At 38.8% G+C, this 20900-nt stretch carries 15 protein-coding genes; 12 read left to right on the forward strand and 3 right to left on the reverse strand.

All coding sequences use genetic code 11. The annotated features are described in order from the left end of the window. Positions 1 to 186: 186 nt before the first annotated feature. The 8 genes from OQX63_RS21485 to OQX63_RS21520 all read left to right on the forward strand — a co-directional run bounded on the left by OQX63_RS21485 (position 187) and on the right by OQX63_RS21520 (position 12162). Entirely contained in the window at positions 187 to 1587 is a 1401-nt protein-coding gene (locus OQX63_RS21485) for a S41 family peptidase (protein WP_265852856.1), read from the forward strand. Between the two features lie 69 nt (positions 1588 to 1656). After that, positions 1657 to 2247: an RNA polymerase sigma factor gene (locus OQX63_RS21490; RefSeq protein ID WP_265852857.1), complete on the forward strand. Its 591-nt coding sequence runs from the start codon at positions 1657 to 1659 to the stop codon at positions 2245 to 2247. Positions 2248 to 3071: 824 nt separating this feature from the next. Then, positions 3072 to 4094, forward strand: a complete 1023-nt coding sequence (locus OQX63_RS21495; protein ID WP_265852858.1) for a FecR family protein — start codon at positions 3072 to 3074, stop codon at positions 4092 to 4094. Between the two features lie 168 nt (positions 4095 to 4262). Next, positions 4263 to 7514 (forward strand): TonB-dependent receptor, encoded by a 3252-nt coding sequence (locus tag OQX63_RS21500; RefSeq protein WP_265852859.1) that lies wholly within the window; start codon positions 4263 to 4265, stop codon positions 7512 to 7514. A 384-nt stretch (positions 7515 to 7898) separates the two neighbouring features. After that, positions 7899 to 9200, forward strand: a complete 1302-nt coding sequence (locus OQX63_RS21505; RefSeq protein ID WP_265852860.1) for a hypothetical protein — start codon at positions 7899 to 7901, stop codon at positions 9198 to 9200. 96 nt (positions 9201 to 9296) lie between these two features. Then, positions 9297 to 10391 (forward strand): hypothetical protein, encoded by a 1095-nt coding sequence (locus OQX63_RS21510; protein WP_265852861.1) that lies wholly within the window; start codon positions 9297 to 9299, stop codon positions 10389 to 10391. A gap of 59 nt (positions 10392 to 10450) precedes the next feature. Further along, the gene (locus OQX63_RS21515; RefSeq protein WP_265852862.1) at positions 10451 to 11749 is read left to right on the forward strand and encodes a hypothetical protein; all 1299 of its coding nucleotides are present in this window, start codon (positions 10451 to 10453) and stop codon (positions 11747 to 11749) included. Between the two features lie 167 nt (positions 11750 to 11916). Beyond that, positions 11917 to 12162, forward strand: coding sequence for a CBU_0592 family membrane protein (locus OQX63_RS21520; RefSeq protein ID WP_416276542.1), 246 nt, complete (start codon positions 11917 to 11919; stop codon positions 12160 to 12162). Here the strand turns inward: OQX63_RS21520 and OQX63_RS21525 are convergent. Next, positions 12134 to 12757, reverse strand: coding sequence for a TetR family transcriptional regulator (locus OQX63_RS21525; protein ID WP_265852864.1), 624 nt, complete (start codon positions 12755 to 12757; stop codon positions 12134 to 12136). The genes OQX63_RS21520 and OQX63_RS21525 overlap by 29 nt on opposite strands. A 193-nt stretch (positions 12758 to 12950) precedes the next feature. Between OQX63_RS21525 and OQX63_RS21530 the strand changes: the two genes are divergently transcribed. The 4 genes from OQX63_RS21530 (at position 12951) to OQX63_RS21545 (ending at position 19154) form a co-directional block, all read left to right on the forward strand. Continuing rightward, entirely contained in the window at positions 12951 to 13145 is a 195-nt protein-coding gene (locus tag OQX63_RS21530) for a hypothetical protein (protein ID WP_265852865.1), read from the forward strand. 24 nt (positions 13146 to 13169) lie between these two features. Next, a complete protein-coding gene (locus OQX63_RS21535) occupies positions 13170 to 16370 on the forward strand; it encodes a SusC/RagA family TonB-linked outer membrane protein (RefSeq protein ID WP_265852866.1) in 3201 nt (1066 codons plus the stop codon). Positions 16371 to 16380: 10 nt separating this feature from the next. Further along, complete coding sequence (locus tag OQX63_RS21540) at positions 16381 to 17838, forward strand: SusD/RagB family nutrient-binding outer membrane lipoprotein (protein ID WP_265852867.1); 1458 nt, start codon at positions 16381 to 16383, stop codon at positions 17836 to 17838. 80 nt (positions 17839 to 17918) lie between these two features. After that, a complete protein-coding gene (locus OQX63_RS21545) occupies positions 17919 to 19154 on the forward strand; it encodes an alkaline phosphatase family protein (protein ID WP_265852868.1) in 1236 nt (411 codons plus the stop codon). 71 nt (positions 19155 to 19225) lie between these two features. Here OQX63_RS21545 and OQX63_RS21550 read toward each other — a convergent pair whose 3' ends face one another. Beyond that, positions 19226 to 20167, reverse strand: a complete 942-nt coding sequence (locus tag OQX63_RS21550; protein ID WP_265852869.1) for a phosphatase PAP2 family protein — start codon at positions 20165 to 20167, stop codon at positions 19226 to 19228. A gap of 1 nt (position 20168) precedes the next feature. Next, positions 20169 to 20789 (reverse strand): sterol desaturase family protein, encoded by a 621-nt coding sequence (locus OQX63_RS21555; protein ID WP_265852870.1) that lies wholly within the window; start codon positions 20787 to 20789, stop codon positions 20169 to 20171. Positions 20790 to 20900: the final 111 nt, after the last annotated feature.

A 20900-nucleotide genomic window follows, 5' to 3' on the forward strand; every position in this document is an offset into this window, starting at 1 on the left:
TTTCCCCAATAATCTAATAATAATAATGCCTATTGCTCTTTTTCATGTATTTCTCGATCATGAACTCAAATTATTTATAAATTAACTTGAGTTCATTTTTTCATTTAAGCTTAGCAGATATGGTTTAAAACTTAATCCTCTCTTAACAATAGTAGCTTTAAGTTTGTTGTTAAATATCAGAAGGTTATGAAAAAACGCTCCACTCATTTGAAAAGAATCACTTATTACTGTTCTTATCTTATTATTCTGATCTTTTCCCTGCAATCCTGTAAAAAAGACAGCAAGCAACCCGATTATCCGTCAGGCAGCAATGAAAACATCAATACCTGGATACTCGACAGCCTGAAGCGTTATTATTATTGGAGTGAGCAATTGCCTTCCGCTCCAAATATCGGTTTATCGCCAAAAGATTTTTTTAATACCGTCCGCAATGCTTCCGACCGTTTTTCTTATATCAATATCCCAAATGATGCCTCAACCATTACACCTAACAACCGGAACTTTGGTTTTGATTATGTAACCGTTAGCGACCAGAATAGTACAAAAGTTATTGGGATTATCAAATTGGTTTTAAAAGATTCTCCTGCATCAAGGGCGGGTTTAAAACGCGGAGATTACATCAGTAAGATAAATGGGAAAATATTAACATCAACCAATGCACAAACTTTGCAGGACGAAATTTTAAGCGGCGACCGCTTTTCGCTTGGTCTGGCTGAGCAGAACAACAACGTATGGACGGATACACGTACCGTAGAACTGACCAAAGGCATAATCCTCGATCAAAAAGAAATCAGTAAAGTAATGGTAAGTGATGGAAAAAAAATTGGCTACCTGTATTTTCTTGATTTTAATGGTGGTTTGGCCAGTTCATTAATTCCGGTTTTCAGTAATTTCAAATCTGAAGGCATTACCGACCTGATTCTTGATTTACGTTATAATTCTGGCGGACAGGTAGCAGAAGCAGCGGCGATATGTGCCATGATTGCACAAAATATAACTTACGATAAAGCATTCATTACCTATAAGGGCAATAAAAACGGCGGAACCAGAACAGAATCTATCGGCACTGCAGCTACTTTCGATCGAACGGTAAATTTCAATGTCTTGCTTCAGCAAAACCTGGGTTTAAGCAAAGTTTATATTTTATCAACTGCCGCCACCGCATCCGCTTCGGAAGTGATGATCAATAATTTAAAACCTTATATCCAGGTGATACAGATTGGTGAAAAAACCAGGGGAAAAGATGAAGCGTCGTTCAAAATATTTGATGCGCGGATCCCAAAAAAGGTCAATTGGGAAATGCACCCAATTGTTTATAAACTATTTAATGCTCAAGGAGCCGGGAATTACAGTACAGGTATCCTACCCGATGTAAGTGTAAATGAAATTAATACTTTACCCCTGCTCCCGCTTGGCGATCAGGCCGACCCGCTGGTAAAAGCAGCGATGGCAAGGATAAGCGGTAAAGTAAACAAAACTGGCTTCAACCTTAATTCTCAGCTTTTAGGAACTTTCCAACCTGGAAATATTTTAATGGATTCGAGGACCGAATCTGCGCAGCAGGGCATGGTTATTACCCACCGATAGAAAAGGTTCTCATTAGCTTAACATTAACTTTAAACGCAAGCCCTAACTTGCCACCGTTAACCGCTACTCATGGAAAAGTTGGAAGATTTTAAAAACATAAACCTCCTGAATGCATTAAAGGCTGGCAATTCGGCCGCTTTTAATGAAATTTACCACAAGTACCGCCAAAAGATATTTGGTTATGCTTTCCATTTTACCCGCTGCCGCGAAGAAGCTGAAGAACTTACACAAGACAGCTTTGTTAGGCTCTGGGAAAACAGGTCTAAAATAGATCCGGAAAAAAATTTCGATGCTTTTATTTACACCCTTATCCGTAATAATTTTTTGGGCACACTCCGTAAAAAAGCAAGAGAAAAAGCTTATAGCTGCGAAAATTTAGTACAGGAGCAATCTTTTAATGCAATCGAAGATGAACTTGATGCAAAAGAATCGAAACAATTGGCCCATGAAGCGATAGAAAGTCTTTCTCCGCAAGTAAAAAAAATATACCTACTGAGCCGTAATGACTACCATACCCATGAAGAAATATCGCAGTTGTTGGGCATTTCTAAAAACACGGTGAACAATCACCTTAAAAAATCACTGGGCATTATGCGGAAATACTTTAAGACTTATTCGCCAGAAACGATAATATCGTTGGTAGTAATGATGTTTTGCTGAGCGATCACCTTGGAGTGTTTGCTACCGCGATCATCATCTTGATCCTCTATTTATATTTTCCATCGCAAAAGATCCTTCGACTAGGCTACCATTGAAGCCATTTTACAAGTTATTATTAATCAGCATTTTAAATACTTTCGCATTTCCACCCAATTAGGCCCTACCACGGTATCCCCGTTCTACTTAAATCCGGCCTAACAAATTTTTCGGGCTCCACTGACAAAGCCATCCCACTGGCTTCGAAAGAAAAATTTTCAGCCGGTGTTTTTTGTTTCTTTTTGACATCAAAAAGAAAGAGCCCTTCGGTGGCGGCGAGCCGAGGCAAGGCTTTGCCATGGGGCAAAAAAAATAAATGTATACGTCATTCATATTGATTTTTATCCAATAAATTATCCCTCAGGATGACAAAACGAGATAAATCTTCCGTGTTTCTGTGCCTCCGTGGCCAGAATTAGCGTAATTTTTATTCGATCTTAAGGATCTAATAAAATGGTCATCATCTCCACTAAAGCGCAGCGAAATGGAGAGATCTATTATTCATTTCATTATAAAGATCCTTCATTGCATTCAGGATGACAAATTGATCAATAATAAAATGGCCGTCATTTCCACTGAAGCGCAGCGAAATGGAGAGATCCAATTATTCATTATCCATCTTACACTTCCATTGTAATGGATCTTTCGACTATGTTCAGGATTGACAAAATTGGCAATTAATCCATCTCCATTAATTTTTTAAAATAAATTTCATTTCCCTATAGCTGTATGCCAAGCCTCGCGCATATATACAGTAGTGCGCAGCATAAAAGCTTACAAATATTAAAGTGAAAGAAAACATTAAAATACTATTTGAACATTATTTAGCAGGTGAAACCACTCAGGAACAAGAAAAAATCCTGATGGAGTATCTGGCCGATCCGGCAAACGCAGATAGTGAATTTCATGACGTAATGGAAAGGGCCTGGGCAGAACAAAAAAGCGAAACCGATCATTCTTTAACTGCTATTCAAGGCCTGGCAGAGATATGGGATAAAGTTGAAGAACGCCAACCACAAGTGAGATCAAGCTTCCTACTATTAAAATATGCTGCAGCAATAGTAGTAATTATTTCTGCAGCGCTAGGCTGGTATACATTTAAGAAAGCGCAACAACCTGTTCAAACAGCCATTGCCTTTCTAACTAAAACCACTCAAAAAGGCGAAAAAGTAAAGTTGATTTTGCCTGATAGTTCTATTGTATACCTTGGTGCCGGAAGTAAACTCTCCTGGCCATCACATTTTGTTAAGGGCAAACTAAGAAGTATCAGATTGGAAGGTGAAGCTTTCTTTGAAGTAAAACATGATATCACCAGCCCTTTTATAGTACACAGCGGACAAATGCAGACCAGGGTTTTGGGCACTTCTTTTAACATATATGCCTACCCTAAAGATGGTACTTTCAGTGTAGCAGTAAGAACTGGAAAAGTAGGTGTTTCAGAAGACCGTGAAGGTAAATTAAAACATTTATCACTCCTCACTCCAGGAATGAAGTTATCATATCATCTAAAGGCACACAATTATACCATAAGTAAGGAGCGCATCACCGAAGTAAATGCCTGGATTAAAAACAGCTTTGCCTTTAGAGACATGAGCCTGCCCAATATGCTTAAATCATTAGAAAGGTATTATAATGTTCATTTCGAACTCAAGAATAATAAATTAAACCTGTGCAGGTTTAATGCCACATTTACAAACAAAAGCATTGAAGATATAATGGAAGAAATCCGCATAATGAGCGGCAAGAAAATAAAATATAAAATAGATACTGCGAACAAAACAATTACCGTATGGGGGGAGGGCTGTCAATGATGAGTTAGCGATATGCTATAGCGCTACAAAAGGCGCAATAAACCGGATTTATACCTACGAAAAACAAATTAAACCACTTTACATGAACAAGGAGCCGGATTGCTCGAACAATCCAGCTCCTAAAACAAAAGTTTTTAACCCGTGAGAATTAAAAAACATCTTGAACCTATGAAAATAGGATTTTACGACTATATAAAAGAATATTTTATCAATTTGGATTACCGCCCTATGGTAGCTATAATGGTACTGTGTACCTTTTTATTTAACCAGGGTATGGCCAGCAGCTTTGCGCAAACGCCTAAAGAAAGCGGTTTGAGTATTAAGATAGCTGCAAAAAGTATACCTGATGCACTTTCGTTATTAGAAGAAAAAGCAGGATTTTCCATCAATTACAACAGATCGATTTTCAGCCCGATCGAAAAAATAAACCTTGAGGCAAAGAATATGCCACCTGAGTTAATCCTCAAAAAAATATTGTCGGGCACCAAAGTAACATATAGGTTTGCTGATGCCATTACGATATTGCTTTATAAATTACCAGATCCGGTAAAACCGGGCCGGATATCTGGAAAAATATTCGACGAAAAAGGAGAAACCCTCCCTGGTGCTTCCATCAAAATTATCGAAACGGGCAGAGCCACCCAAACGGCCAGCGACGGAAGTTACAGCATTAATGTAGATCCAGGCACCTATACGGTAGAAATCAGTTATATTTCATTTGCGACTAAACGCATAAGCGACGTAACAGTAAAGGCTGACAAAGCCACGCCATTGGATGTTTCTTTAAAACCAGATGCAAAGGGGCTTCAGGATGTGGTGGTAACTGCTACATACAAAAAAGCATCAGTTGAAGGCTTATTAACCCGTCAGAAAAACGCCTCCGAAATCAGTAATGGAATCAGTGCCGAACAGATTTCGAGAACACCGGATAAAAACATCGGCGAAAGTTTAAAACGCATTAGTGGGGTGAGCTCAATAGACAATAAACTGGTATTGGTACGTGGCATTGGCGAACGTTATAATACGGCACAGTTAGATGGTATTACTTTACCAAGCACGGAAGCCCAAACCCGCAATTTTTCGTTTGATCTGATCCCTTCGAGTTTGGTTGACAATGTAGTGGTAAGCAAAACAGTTACACCAGATATGAACAGCAGTTTTGGTGGTGGTTTGATCCAGATTAACACCAAAGATATCCCTACAGAAAACTTTATGAGTTTTACCGCGGGTACTTCATATAACGACCAAAGTACAGGCGAAGATTTTTTAAGCCACCAACGTGGTAAAAATGACTATCTGGGTTTTGATGATGGCAGGAGAAAATTCCCTACAGACTTACAGCATACCGACCGTACTATTGTTCCCAATAACACGCTTACGGATGAACAGTACAAACAAAAACTGATTACGCAGAGTCAAAAGTTTACGAACGATAATTTTACGATGTATAAATATAAAACCGCGCCATCGCAGAATTATCAGTTCACCATTGGCAGGTTAATCGGCATCGATACCACCAACAACAAAAAACTGGGTTTTACGGCATCATTAAATTACCGGAATACGCAGAATATAAATACTATCGAACAACAAACCAGGAGCGATTGGAATCCGAATACCCCCAATACCGGAAATAAATACATGTTTAATACCACTTTGGGGGCCATGTTTAATGTAGGCTTACAACTGAATAAAAACAGGTTCGGTTTCCGCAATACCTATACGCACATTTATAATAATGATCTGGTTCGTACCATAGGATATGATAACGATCAGGGACTTACATTTTTTGACGCGGGTTTAAAGCCAAACCGCATTGTAGAAGCTGATGACCCAACTTATACAGATTTATTGCAGAATAAGTTAAACGGGCAGCACCAGATTGGCAAAGTAAAACTGGATTGGAATTTATCAAGAACATCGATCGACCGTAAAGAGAAAGATCTCAGTATTGCGTCTCAAAATTTAACCAAAATTGGAAATGATTACGCCTATTTTTATGCTTCGAGTGCACAAACTGAAGGTTATATCAAACCCACATCGCGCCATAACTACAGTAATAATGAACATCATTTTTCATGGAGCGGTGATGCGAGTATGCCTTTTAAAACAGGCCCATTAAACAACAGCATTAAAGGTGGCTATTTTGGCATCTACAAAGAAGGATCGTTAAATTGGCAGATTGCTTCGTTGGTACAAAGCGCCACACTGGCCGATAGTTTAAGGTACATTCCGATTGCCCAGATGATCGATCCGGCCAAAATCGGTAATAATGGTTACAACTATTATATCAACAATTACTTTTTAAACGGCTATAAAGGAAAAAGTATTACCCAAGCCGGTTATGCGATGATGGATAATCGTTTGGGCGAAAAATTACGTCTTGTTTGGGGTGTGAGGGCCGAATATTACAAATATACCGAGCTGCGTAACGATATTAATGTAAGGGGAAACAGCTCATTTACATTACCCTACGAAAAGAAATGGCGGTGGTTGCCATCGGCCAATCTTACCTATAGCCCTACCAGGGAAATCAATATCAGGGCTGCATTTTCCAACACAGCAGTGAGACCAGAGTTAATGGATAACAGCCAGTTTTTTAGGTACGATCCCATGTTTGATGCCCAATTTGGTAACGAAGGTATAGCCAGTACAGAGATCAAAAATTTCGATATTAAAGCAGAATGGTTCCCCGGATTGGGCGAAATTATTTCGGCAAGTGCCTTTTACAAACGCTTTGATAAGCCAGTTGAAGTTACTTTCAGTTTGTCTAACGGTAACGGTGGATTCTATTATATCTTAAATTCGGATGAAGCCAAAGTGTATGGTTTAGAATTCGAACTCCGAAAAAATCTGGGTTTTATTGCTGCTGCCCCATTATTATCACACATTACCTTATATGGCAATTTAACCCTGCAAAAGGCAGATGTTGTGGGCACCTATAAGGCAACTGCAGCTGATGGAAGCCCAATTGTTGTAACTACAAAGGTAAAAAGAAACATGTACGGGCAATCTCCCTACCTCATTAATGCCGGAATACAATATTTGGATGCGCATTTCGGATTCAATATTTCGTACAACAAATCCGGGCTTAAAACCACTTTGGTGAGTTCGGAACTGATGCGTATAGAATATGAAAAGCCGAGAGATCAGATTGATGCGCAGGTAAGTTATAAATTTTACAAAAACAAGTTCGAAATCAAGGTAAATGCAGGTAACCTGCTCAATAAAGCATCTGTAATTTTCAATAATATGGGCAGCTATGAGCGTAATCCCGATTATGTTGCCGGTACTGCCGACTACAGTAATCAATACCGATTAAAACCTGGGTTCACCAATGCTTTAGAAGAAGGTGACCAGGTATTGTTTTCGCAAAAATTTGGTCGCACTTACAGCACATCCATTACCTATAATTTTTAAAGCTACCATGAAAAACAATATAAATAAACTTACACCATCAAAAAGGAAAGGAGGAACAAAGTTTCCTGTACAGGTATAAAAAAACGAAAGGTTGTACCAGAACCCTTCGTTTAAACCGATCATTTCTAGTGGAACGGCCAATCCAGGATAAACCTGAAATATTTAAAAAAAACCTGCTGTTAAATGCCTAGGGCAGCCAACAGACCTACTTAGTTATCAACAAGAAATACTAAGATATAAAAAACATCCTGTTTAGCGACACTTAGGCATTTATTTTCCATAAAAACAAGGATTTATCTGCCTCCAACGCTAAATAACCAAAAAAATCAACCTAAAAAAAATGGATCATACCTATCAGATCCTATGAAAACAAAAAAAACGAAAATGAAAAATTTCAAAAGTTTAATCGGTCTTTTATCAATTGTTGCTGTTTCTTTTACAGCTTGTAAAAAAAATGAAGGCGGTTCATCTGCATTCGGTAACCGCAGCACTTCTGCAGCAGATTATTCACAGTCATCATTGCCAGTTGTGGCAGTTAGCGGAGACATTACCAGCTCTGTAACCTGGACAGCAGGTAACGTTTACGAATTAAGTGGTATAGTAACCGTTAGAAATGGTGCAACCTTAACCATCCAACCAGGTACTTATATTAAAGCATCAGCAAATACCCCAGGTGTACAAAATGGTGTATTGGTGATTGCAAAAGACGGTACAATCAATGCCGCTGGAACAGCTGCTGATCCAATCGTATTTACCAGCCGTAACCTTTTAGATGGTAACGCCGGTACAACAGGTACTCCTGGCGATTTTGGTGGTGTGATCATTTTAGGTAATGCAACAATCAACGTTGGCGATAAACTGATTGAAGGTTTAGCTAACGAAGCTAAATTCCACTACGGAGGTTCTAATGATGCGGATAACCGTGGTACTTTCCAATATGTACGTATTGAGTATGCAGGTTTCCAATTGGCTCCAAATGTTGAGGTTAATGGCCTAACTTTAGGTGGAGTAGGTAACGGTACCACTATCGATCACGTACAGGTTTCTTACGGTCTTGATGATGGATTTGAATTTTTCGGTGGTACAGTTAACGCAAGTAATTTAATTGCTTTAGCCTCTGATGATGATCAATTTGATTTCGACAATGGTTTTACAGGTACATTAAGTGATGCAGTAGCCATTGCCGATAAAAACTCAACCCACAGCACAAGCAGTGGCGCAAGCGATTCAAACGGTATCGAATCTGATAACAATGCACCTGCAGAAGATGCTACATTTAGCCTGACACCTAAAACCCACCCAACTTTAATTAACGTAAATGTTTTCGGAACTGAAAATCCTTCAGGTATTGCCGGTTTAGGTTACCGTAACGGTATCCGCGAGCGTAGAGGTTCGGAAGTTACTTTGATCGATGTAATTGTTTCTGGCTACCCAAGAGGTATCGCTTTTGATGCTGATGCAAATGCAAGTCTTTCAGATCTTAATTCTACATCTGTTCACGGTTTTACAAGCGCTGTTACAGCAGCAGTTGGCAGTTATGTTGACGGTGGTGGTAATTCATTAGTAGTTAACCCAACTAATGCAAGTTATTTTGGTGTAAGCCAACCATGGTACAATACTCCAGGTTCTCCAGCTACGGTTACTTTACCAACCTGGTCAGCTGGCTGGTCTAAACTTGTATTCTAATTTTTTTCTCTCTTATCACAAAGAGGCTATACCTTGGGGTATAGTCTCTTTATTATAAAAACAGGCAACTGTTTTTAAATGTAATGACCCCTTTATATGAAACTAAAAATCTTTACCCTTTTCTTTCTTTCTACCTTCGCAGCCTTAAGTTTATCTTGTCGCAAAGCAGAACTTCTACAGCCAGAACCAGTTAAAATAATTCAGCTAAGCATTAGCGGAACAACCAGTGTTGAGCTCGAATACTTATATAAGGACAGCATTATAGCTACTCCTCCGGCAGGTGGCATCAGCTTAAAAACATTGCTTGCCGTAAAAGACCAGAATGCCGTTTTAAAGATCAGAAAAAAAGGCACTTCAGAAATATTGCTTACCAGAAATATTATAGCTACACCATTCGATCAGCATATTAGCCTGTTTTATGATGGGACCAAAATATATAATAATGCCATTTCATTAAAACTTAAAGGCTATGCACTATCTGGCGAACTCGAATTCCTGTTGGATGGGACCGTATTTTCTTCAGGTAGTGGCGCCATAGATAAATTATCTTCCATCCTGATCGATAAAGGTACTACAAGAGAAATCACCGTTCGCAAAAAAGGAGAAACTACTGTACTCCTAACCAAAACGATCGAATCGACCACAGCACAACAAAATATCGGCTTCTTTTTTGATGGTATTAAAATAGTAGATAATGTAAAGGTTGATCCTCCCGTTAACCCTGTTAATATGATGCTGACAGCCAAATTTGAAACTACTTTTCCGAATCAATTTAAAAATGTTGATGTAGAACTTGTTTTCTATACCAGGCTAAAAACGGCATCGAATACAACTGCAGGCACAAAAGTAATACCCGAGCTTAGATTTACCTTACCCAAAAATGGATCCTTTAATTCGATAGAACTACCTCCTTTACCAGGGCCAAATTATATTTACAGTTTTGATATTGTTGAGAAAGGAACCAATACCGAGCCTTATACCCCTGGTACTCCTTTAGTGCTTAATGGTTATACGCTAAAGCCTAATGAGGGCAGAATTACTGCAGCCTTTGCTGAAAACGGGATAAATTTTGAGGCAGGAAAATCAAAGTTATTTGTAATTGCAGATGCCAGAACAGCCGTTACCACACCAACCAGATCTATTTATGTATCAGGTGGAAGATTAACAGATCTTTCTCAATATTTTCAGTAGCGGACTATTCATCCCGGCAAAAATCACAGATCTAAAATTATATCTCAATTTAAAACAAAATGAAAAATCTAAAACAATCAATTGTTCTTTTATCGATTGTTGCCGTTTCTTTTTCTGCCTGTAAAAAAAACACAGATTCAACCGCCCCATTTAACAACCGCAGCACTACAGCAGCAGATTATCCACAATCATCGCTACCCGTAGTAAGCATAAGCGGAGACATTACCAGCAATGTGACCTGGACAGCCGGGAATGTTTACGAAATAAGAGGCATAGTGACGGTACGGAATGGCGCAACGCTTACTATTCAACCTGGCACCTACATCAAAGCATTAATAAACAATCCAAATGTCCAAAATGGAGTTTTGGTAATCGCTAGAGATGGTAAAATCGATGCAGTTGGCACGGCTAATGATCCCATTGTATTTACCAGTTACAGGCTTCTGGATGGAAATCCGAATACAACAGCCACCGCAGGTGATTTTGGTGGTGTAATTATTTTAGGAAACGCACGGGTAAATTACAGCAAATCGATGGAGGGTTTACCGTCCGATGGTAGATTCTATTATGGAGGTACCAATGATGAAGATAACCGTGGCACCCTCCAATACGTAAGGATAGAATATGCTGGTTTTTTTGTGAATTCCAATTGGCAAATCAACAGTTTATCTTTAGGTGGTGTGGGCAATGGTACCACTATCGATCATGTTCAGGTTTCTTATAGCCTTGATGATGGATTTGAGTTTTTCGGTGGAACTGTTAATGCATCTAATTTAGTTGCTTTGGCATCTTATGATGATCAGTTCGATTTTGACAACGGTTACACAGGTGCAATATCAGACGCAGTTGCCATTGCTGATAAAAACTCCTGGCACAGCACCAGCGGCGGCAACAGCGATTCAAACGGTATCGAATCTGATAATAATTATCCTGCAGAAGATCCTACCTTTAGTCTAACGCCTAAAACACACCCAATTTTAATTAACGTTAATGTTTTCGGAACTGAAAATACCAACGGTATATCCGGCTTAGGTTACCGTAATGGTATCCGAGAGCGCAGAGGTTCGGAAGTTACATTAGTGGATGTAATTGTATCTGGTTATTCAAAAGGCATTGCTTTCGATGCTGATGCCAATGCAAGTCTTTCAGATCTTAATTCTACATCTGTCCATGGTTTTACAAGTTCTGTTACAGCAGCAGTTGGTACTTATGTTGACGGTGGTGGTAACACTTTAATCGTTAACGCTAGCTATGCAAGTGCATTTGGTGTTCCTCAACCCTGGTACAATACACCAGGTTCTCCATCTACGGTTACCTTGCCCAGCTGGTCAACCGGTTGGACTAAACTTGTTAACTAATTTAATTCATTTTTCAAGAGCGGCTATAGCTAAATTTATAGCCGCTCTTTGTTTCGTAGTTTATTGTAATAAGAACAGATGTGATTTTTTGCGTTCCAATTCATTTAGACGTAATCACATTATTTCATAGCTTTACCAGCAAACAATACAACATGATGAATTTAGTGATGCCGATTATTGGATGGTCTGGAGTAGTATTTTGTACCTTAGGGTATCTTTTATTAAGCATGAAATTAATCCGCGCAGATTCGATCTCCTTCCAGGCACTTAATATCATGGGTGGGTTATGTCTAGCGGTAACTGCTCTTGGTACCCACGATCTTCCCAATGCAGCAGCAAATGTTCTGTGGATGTCAATCGGTTTATTCGCATTAAGCCGTCAGTTTAGCAAACGGGAGCAGAAACAACCTTAACCGGCGATATACAAAGCGTATCGTAGGCTTTTTGCTTGTAATAAGCTAAACGTTCTGAATAGGCTTTTTTATCGCTTTCCATCGAAAGATAAAAATAAGCCCCATCAACCAATACAAATATAAAATCGGCAGCAACCTGTGGGTCATCTACATTTGTTAAACTTTGCTGGTTGCATTCTTCAATCATCTTTGCAAGTCCGTTACGCAACGAATCCAGAATTAGCTTATATTTTAGCTTTATTTTTTTTTCCCTAAATGCCAAAGCATAAAAAGTATAAAATAAACCGTCATCAAAAAGCAGGTTCCATTTTTTAGAAAACAACATTTCTATGGTTTTTTGTAAATCACCTAAGCTTGCTTGCCCTTTATGTTTAATGGTATAGATTAACAAATACCGGTCGAGTATGTGGTCGATCAATTCATAAGTGAGTCCTTCCTTGGTATCAAAATAATGAATAATAAGACTTGGATTGATATCCATCACTTTGGCAATCTTGGCAATAGATGTATTTTCATAACCCTCTTTCTTCGCCACCTGGTAAAATACCTTAATAATTTCAAGTCTTCTTGTCTCTTTTAGGCTTTTGCGTCCCATTGTGCAGTTAATTTAATGAGGCAAACTAATCAAAAGTAGCTGGATTCTGCAAATTTATTTTGATTAATAAATTGAATGAACGTTCAATTAATATATTAATTTACACTTAACCTATTCTTAATATGATATGTTCAATTTAGCGCCGCTGAAAAGCACCTATCATTCCAAAACAAACAACTAAATATTAAGTAAAATGAAAAAAAAGCTACCATGGATGTTCACCTCGTTGATCCTATCCGCTAGCGCATTTGCTCAAAGGATTACCATTAAAGGTATGATCACTGACGCAATGACGGGAGAAACGCTCCCGGCCGTAAACAATGAGCTTATGTTAGGAATAGGCCAACAGGGAACCAAATTGAACAAGGTTTCGATAAAAACCATTTAAAACTTTAACTAACGAATTAGCTTTATGAAAAAAAGATTTACTTATTCATCTTTGGTTTGCCTGAAGAAGAGTTTATGGTTAACCTGCCTTTTTATTATTATTTTCAATTCTGCCTTTTCTATTCCCAAAACAAATGATAAGATTGTTTTAAAGCCTTCGGAGCAAAAAAAAACAATAGAAAATGCCAGAATTATTAAAGGCCATGTTACTGATGAAAAGAAACTTGGGATTCCTGGAGTATCAGTATTGATAAAAGGAACCAATACAGGTACGGTTACTAACCAGGAAGGCGATTTTTCAATCAAGGCCAACGATGGCGATGTACTTGTTTTTAGCAGTATCGGCTATGTGAACAAACAGATCACAGTTGGTCAATCCGATACGTATCAGATTATAATAACTGAGGATGCAAAAGCATTATCTGAAGTGGTCGTTACCGCTTTAGGTGTTAAAAAAGAACGGTCAAAATTAGGTTATGTGGCACAAACGGTGCAAGGTGATAATTTAGTTAAGGCACGGGAGCCGAATATTATTAGTTCGCTTACCGGAAGGGTTGCCGGCCTTAACATCAGTAATTCTACTGATTTGTTCCAGGATCCTGGTATTTCATTAAGGGGCAGAAAGCCACTTATTGTTATAGATGGTATACCAGACCAATCTGCAGATCTTTTCCGTGTAAATGCAGATGATGTCGAATCTGTGACCGTATTAAAAGGTGCTAATGCATCTGCATTATATGGTTCTATCGGGCAAAACGGAGCAATTATGATTACTACAAAGCGTGGCAAGGGGAATAATCTTAGTATTGACGTAAATAGTTCTACGCAAATACAGCCAAGTTTTATCAGGATTCCAGAAGTACAGTCAGAATATGGTGCAGGCTATAAGGGAAAGTATACCTATGTTGATGGATCAGGAGGAGGACAAGAAGGTTCCGGATGGATTTGGGGTCCAAAACTCGATCAGCCGGATCCCACTACGCCGAGTGGTTTTTTTGAGACACCTCAATTTAACAGCCCGAGAGACCCGATTACTGGAAAACTGGTTCCGCTTCCATTCCTTTCAAGAGGAAAAAACAATGTAAAAGACTTTTTTCAAACCGGGGTAATTTCAAGTAATAACATTAGTATTACCCAAAGTTCGGAGAAAGGTTCATTCAGGGCTTCCGCATCGCATATTTATCAAAAAGGTATTGTGCCGAATACCGATTTAAACAATAGTTCCTTTAATGTTTCCGGCAATTATAAACTTTCAGATGCCTTTACAATCGATGCAAGATTAAATTACAACCGCCAGTTTACCAAGAACTTTCCTGAAACAGGATACGGACCAACCAATTATCTTTACAACCTGGTATTATGGACAGGAACCGATGTAAACGTACAGGACTTAAAAGATTATTGGGTGCCTGGCAAAGAGGGTATTCAACAACGCAATTATAATGTTTCTTACTATAATAATCCATATTTCCAGGCTTATGAATATCTGCGTGGTTATGACAAAGACAACACCTATGGCTCTTTAAACCTGAATTACAAAATCAGCCCGGCTTTTAGTGTTCAGTTTAGAAACGGAATAAACACTTATGGCCTAAATAGAACCTATAAAGAACCAATGAGTTATATCGGCTATGGCAACAAATCCAGAGGACAGTTTACCGTTGCTACCCAAAACTACATTGACCTGGTTACAGATTTAATTGGCGACTACAACCATACTTTCAGCGATAAATTTAAGCTACACGCGCAGGTAGGTGGCTCTAATTATTATAGAAACCACAAATACGGTTCTACAAATACTGATGGTTTAACCATACCTGGTTTTTATAACCTCAGTAATTCTGCAAATCCGCTTCAGGGCAGTAATGCTGTTGAAGAAAGAAGAACAAGCAGCGTTTATGCGATTTTAGATCTGGAATTTTTAAATGCAATTTATTTAACAGCTACTGGCAGAAACGATATCATTTCTACGCTCCCAACCAATAATAACAGTTTCTTTTATCCTTCAATAGGTTCATCGATCGTTGTTTCACAGTTAACTAAATTACCAGAATGGTTTAGCTATTTAAAAGCGCGCGGTTCGTGGTCGAGAGTTTCAAGCGGTACGCTTGGGGATGATAATTACACCTATGGGTATCTTCCGGCATTTGATAAAGGAACAAGCTGGAATAGCATACCCGCACTAACTTTTGGCAGTTTGCTTAAACAAGTTAACCTTACTCCACAAACGTCAGACAGTTGGGAGCTAGGTGTGGATACCAAGTTTTTTAAGAACAGATTAAGTGTTGAAGCCACTTATTACCAAACACGCGATTTTAACAATATCACTTCTCAGGATATTTCAATAACAAGCGGTTATGGCAGCCAGTTGGTTAACGGGAACGTTTATCAACGTAAGGGAATGGAGTTTGTGGTTAACGGAACCTTGTTGAAAAGCAACGATTTTCAATGGGATATGGCCATAAATTTAAGTCAGTACCAGAGGTATTTAAAAGAAATTTATGGAGGTGCCGAAACTTTGGGTAATCTTCATGTGGGTGATAGAACCGATAGAATCTATGGTTCGGTTTATCAGACTAACGGCCAGGGGCAGATTATTTACGGAAGCAATGGTTTTCCATTAAACGATAATTTTTCAAGATTTATCGGAAATGAAGCTCCAGACTGGACTTACGGCATTGAAAATACTTTTAATTATAAGAGTTTCACACTAAAGTTTCTGGTTGATGGCCGAATTGGCGGAATGATGTACTCAACAACCAACCAGAAAATGTGGTGGGGCGGTACACATCCGGGCACACTTAACCAGTACCGTGTTGATGCCAATGCAGGGAAAGCCACCTTTATTGGTGATGGTGTTGTGGTGACCAGCGGAGCAGCTACCTACGATGCAAAAGGCAATATTATAAGTGATACCCGTGTTTTCGCCCCAAATGGCAAAGCCGTAAATTACATAGATTATATGATCGAGACCAGCAATGGTGCCTACAATAACTACAACTATTTTTCGCAAACCTTCCTGAAATTAAGAGAGGTAACATTAGGATGGCAGGTGCCAGCCAAGCTGCTGGGCAAATCATTTGTTAAAGGTTTAGATGTTTCAGTCGTTGGCCGTAATCTTTTATTGTTCTCAAAAATGCCAAATATTGATCCTGATCCCGCAAAAGATAACCTCCAGACGCCTTCAGCCCGTTCATTTGGTTTTAACGTAAACCTTAAATTTTAACCTGAATTATATGAAAAAGACATTATATATTATATTATTTGCAGCAACCGTACAAATTGGCTGCAAAAAATTTAGCGAGTTTCAGGTAGACCCGAACAAAACCACCGCTGCAACCCCCGATCTATTATTGAATGCCGTTGAGCAAAGTGCCTTCCAATCAACTAATCTTGATGTAGCGCTTGCTTCCCGTCAAATGATAAATACGGATGAAATTAACTTAAACCAATATTATGGCTGGAACCGGGGAAGCTATGCTAATTATAATAATCTGCGCCAGGTAGTTAAGATGGAGCAAGCTGCCACAAATCTGAACAAACCTCAGTATTTGCCACTTGTGAAGTTTTTTAAGGCCTGGAATTTTTTACAACTAACACAAACCTTTGGCGATATTCCTTACAGTGAGGCTTTAAAAGCAGAGGGAGATATTGTTGCGCCCAAATATGACAAGCAGGAAGACATTTATTTAAGTATTTTAAATGAGCTTAAAGCCGCCAACGGAATGATTGACGGAAATACAGCAAGTTTACAGGGTGACATTGTTTTCGGAGGGAATATATTGCAGTGGAAACGCGTAATCAACTCGCTTTCCTTAAGGGTATTAATCAGTTTATCAGCTAAGGAAAACGACACCAGGTTAGAGATCAAAAAACGTTTTGCTGAGATAGTGAACAATCCAACGGATTATCCACTGTTTACGGGAAATGCAGACAATGCCCAGCTTAGATTTTACGATCTTCAGGGAAACCGCTATCCATATTTTAATAGCAATAGTATGCAGACTGCATACTATATGGATGAAACTTTTATCAATTTGTTAAAATCTTTACAGGATTCTCGTTTGTTCCGCTTTGCTGATAAAGCACCGAAATTCGCATCGCTTGCCGCAACAGATTTTAACGCTTACGGTGGAGGGAACGGTAGCGCACCAAAAGATGCGAATACGGCCCGTACGCTTGCTGGAGAAGTTTCTAAAATTAACCCTCGCTTTTATAATAATCCTGTAAATGAACCAAGTATAGCATTGGGTTATGCTGAGCAGCAGTTCATTCTTGCCGAAGGCGTTGTAAGGGGATGGATTTCCGGAAATGCAAATGACTATTATCAAAAAGGAATCAGGGCATCAATGCAGTTTTATAATATCGACGAGGCAACCATCAATACTTATCTGGCGCAGGCAACAGTGCAATTAAATGCTGCTGCAAATCCAATGGCAAACATTATTACCCAAAAATACATCGCATCATTCATGAACAGCAGCTGGCAGCCATTTTTTGAGCAGCGGAGAACCGGTTTCCCGGTTTTTGATACTACAGGAGCTGGAGTGTTAAATGATAAACGCATTCCAAAACGATGGATGTACCCAGAATCTGAATTACGATTGAATCAGCAAAATATTACCGCCGCAATATCAAGACAGTACCCCGAAGGCGATAACATTAACGGGATAATGTGGTTATTGAAACCATAAATAGACAAACAACAGCACGGCCAATTTTGTCGGTGCTGTTGGTATTTAACCGCTTTTCAAATTTCAATACGAAGTATAAAATGATAAAAAAAATATTTTTCCTGTCCCTGATTTTTGTTTCAGTAAATAGCTGGGCTCAGAAAATCAAGACTAAAAAAGTGGTATATGTTATTGCGGATGGTATTCCTGCCGATGTAGTAGAACGCTTAGACCTGCCAAATTTTAAACGGATTATTTCCGAAGGTTCGTATTCGCGCATGCATGTAGGTGGCGATAAAGCAAGTTATAACGAAACGCCCACCATATCTGCCGTTGGCTACAACAGTTTGCTTACTGGCACATGGGTTAACAAGCATAACGTACCCGATAATGATATTAAGGCACCAAATTATAACTATCAGCACATTTTTAGGTTGTTTAAAAACCAGTATCCTGAGAAAAAAACGGCAATTTTCTCCAGCTGGACCGATAACCGCACCAAATTGCTTGGTGATGGCCTTCCTGAAACCGGAAACTTTAAACCCGATTTTGTAGCAGATGGTTTCGAGTTAGATACCGCCCGCTTTAAACATGATAAAAATTCGGCCTACATGCACCTTATTGACGAGGAAGTAGTTAAACAGGCTGCAAATACCATTCATGATAAAGCGCCTGATCTTTCGTGGATATATCTGGAATATACTGATGATATGGGACACCGTTATGGAGACAGTCCGGAGTTTTATAAAGCTGTTGAACTTCTGGACAAACAAATGGGCAAGATTTGGGATGCCATTACTTACCGTCAACAGCAATTTAAAGAAGATTGGTTAATCGTAATTACGACTGATCATGGCCGTGATGAAAAAACTGGTCGCGGACATGGCGGCCAGTCTGATCGTCAACGCGCTACCTGGATGGTAAGCAATTATAAAAACTTGAATACTTATGCCCAGTACTTTGATCTTGGTATAGTAGATATTATGCCTTCAATCGCAGCTTATCTTAATGTAAAGCTGCCAAAAAGTGCAGAACAGGAAATTGACGGCACATCATTTATTGGACCAGTATCTATAACCGGATTAAAAGTAAATCACCTGCAAAATCACCTCGATATCAGCTGGAAAGCCTTACAAAAGAAAGGAAAGGTTAAAGTTTGGCTGGCAACCACCAATGATTTTAAAACAGGAGGAAAAGATAAATATCATTTATTGGGAGAGGTTGATGTTAATCAGCAACATTATTTTGCAGACCTTAAAAACTCCCCATCCTCTTTCTATAAAGTCTTGGTTGAAGCACCAGATAACATGCTCAACAGATGGATAAGCATTAAATAACGAGTTCACGCTAATAAATTTTATGACTAAGCCCAATAGCTGATCTTTTAAGATCGTCTGTTGGGCTTTTTTTATTTACCAATGGCACTTATCATTTTCGCTACAAGCTGTTTCAACTTAGTATAGCGAATTAAATAATGGAAAGAAATAATGCCCAAAAGCGCACATAATAATCCGGCAAACACATCGAGCGTATAATGATGACTGGTATAAACCGCCGAAAACCAGATGCCTAACATTACGGTAAAGAAGAAAATATTAATTTTCCCCAAGCGGTTTTTCAAACCATAATATAAAACAATAACCGGATATGAGGAGTGCAGCGATGGCATGGCCGCAAACACATTGGAACCTTTGCTGTATATCCCATGAAAAAGTGTAAGACCAAAGTAATCATCAAAACGGGCCAATCCGGCAGTATTGCCAGCCGTTTTGGCTATAAATTCGAAGCCATGTTCCTGTACGTACCATGGTGGAGCAGCCGGGAAAGCGTAATAAACCACAAAACCCAATAAATTTACCCAAACAAAGGTTAGTGAAAACCAAACAAACTGTTCTTTATTTTTAAAGAAAAGATAAGTAGCAAATGCCAGCGGTACAGGTACCCACATCAGGTAGAAGAATCCGGTCAGCACATCTAGAAATGAAGTACTGTTTATTTTCCAATACTCGTTAGGTGTAAGTATTAAACCATGGTAATTAATGCCAAAAGTATTTTTTTCCAAATTATACAAATCTTCAATATGTACCGTATTAAAAAGATAGTTTGGAAAGGCTTTCATGTAATCAAACAGAATCCAATAGACAATAAAGATCGAAAAGCCGAGGATAAACTTTCTGGTTCCACTCGATAGGTAAAACAAAGCATTAAAAATAAAAATCAGCACCAACTGATCGGTTTTAAAGCCGACCAGCAGGACTGACAACAATAGATATCCAACAGATATAGCCACTGTTAGATAGATATTCCGGATATTATAAAAATTGTTTTTAAGCAAAACTTCTTGCTGCATATTATTTTTTATCAAAATTAGACCTAAAAATATGGTCCCAAAAAGTCCAGCTTACCCCATAACCTTTGGTCGAATCAGAATAGTGGTGAAGCATGTGATGTTGCTTGAGCTTTTTCCAGAAACCACTTTTAAAATTAGCATGGTGAAGTGCATAATGCACCATATCGTAAAACAGATAACCGATCATAAAACCTGAGAAAAATGGATAAACTATTGTATCAGGTAGCAACCAATCGAAAAGAAAGTAAAAACCCAATGCCATCGGAATACTGGCGGAGGGTGGCATCACCAATCTTTTGGCATCATTAGGGTAATCGTGATGTACCCCATGAAAAATAAAGTGGATTTTTTTGCCCCATTCTGCTTCAGGTTCGAAATGAAAAACATAACGATGTAAGATGTATTCCGTGATGGTCCAGATAGCTAAGCCCAACAAAAACCAACCTGCAAAGGTTAAAACCGGCATCTCGATTTCCCATAGCGCTTTCCAAAGAAGAAAACCGATAACGGGTATATATACCACCAAAGGCACGTAAAATTGCACTTTCGAGAGGCTTTCCATAAAGTCGTTTTTAAACATCCTGATGGATGCCGTTGAATTTGAAACAAAGTTTTTTTTCATTGTAAATTATTTAAACTGGTCTTCGGCTCTTCCTCTAATCCCTCATCTCGACTGGAGCAAAGCGGAATGGAGAGATCTTTAAACTGTGTTAAAGGGTCTTCGACTCCGCTT

It is taken from the genome of Pedobacter sp. PF22-3 (genome assembly GCF_026239555.1).
In the GTDB taxonomy this organism is placed as follows: Bacteria; Bacteroidota; Bacteroidia; order Sphingobacteriales; family Sphingobacteriaceae; genus Pedobacter.

Excerpts from the sequence above, each read along its gene's own strand:
- OQX63_RS21485 (WP_265852856.1), top strand. The coding sequence starts at position 187 with ATGAAAAAACGCTCCACTCATTTGAAAAGAATCACTTATTACTGTTCT.
- OQX63_RS21490 (WP_265852857.1), top strand. The coding sequence starts at position 1,657 with ATGGAAAAGTTGGAAGATTTTAAAAACATAAACCTCCTGAATGCATTA.
- OQX63_RS21500 (WP_265852859.1), top strand. The coding sequence starts at position 4,263 with ATGAAAATAGGATTTTACGACTATATAAAAGAATATTTTATCAATTTG.
- OQX63_RS21505 (WP_265852860.1), top strand. The coding sequence starts at position 7,899 with ATGAAAAATTTCAAAAGTTTAATCGGTCTTTTATCAATTGTTGCTGTT.
- OQX63_RS21510 (WP_265852861.1), top strand. The coding sequence starts at position 9,297 with ATGAAACTAAAAATCTTTACCCTTTTCTTTCTTTCTACCTTCGCAGCC.
- OQX63_RS21515 (WP_265852862.1), top strand. The coding sequence starts at position 10,451 with ATGAAAAATCTAAAACAATCAATTGTTCTTTTATCGATTGTTGCCGTT.
- OQX63_RS21520 (WP_416276542.1), top strand. The coding sequence starts at position 11,917 with ATGCCGATTATTGGATGGTCTGGAGTAGTATTTTGTACCTTAGGGTAT.
- OQX63_RS21525 (WP_265852864.1), bottom strand. The coding sequence starts at position 12,757 with ATGGGACGCAAAAGCCTAAAAGAGACAAGAAGACTTGAAATTATTAAG.
- OQX63_RS21530 (WP_265852865.1), top strand. The coding sequence starts at position 12,951 with ATGAAAAAAAAGCTACCATGGATGTTCACCTCGTTGATCCTATCCGCT.
- OQX63_RS21535 (WP_265852866.1), top strand. The coding sequence starts at position 13,170 with ATGAAAAAAAGATTTACTTATTCATCTTTGGTTTGCCTGAAGAAGAGT.
- OQX63_RS21540 (WP_265852867.1), top strand. The coding sequence starts at position 16,381 with ATGAAAAAGACATTATATATTATATTATTTGCAGCAACCGTACAAATT.
- OQX63_RS21545 (WP_265852868.1), top strand. The coding sequence starts at position 17,919 with ATGATAAAAAAAATATTTTTCCTGTCCCTGATTTTTGTTTCAGTAAAT.
- OQX63_RS21550 (WP_265852869.1), bottom strand. The coding sequence starts at position 20,167 with ATGCAGCAAGAAGTTTTGCTTAAAAACAATTTTTATAATATCCGGAAT.
- OQX63_RS21555 (WP_265852870.1), bottom strand. The coding sequence starts at position 20,789 with ATGAAAAAAAACTTTGTTTCAAATTCAACGGCATCCATCAGGATGTTT.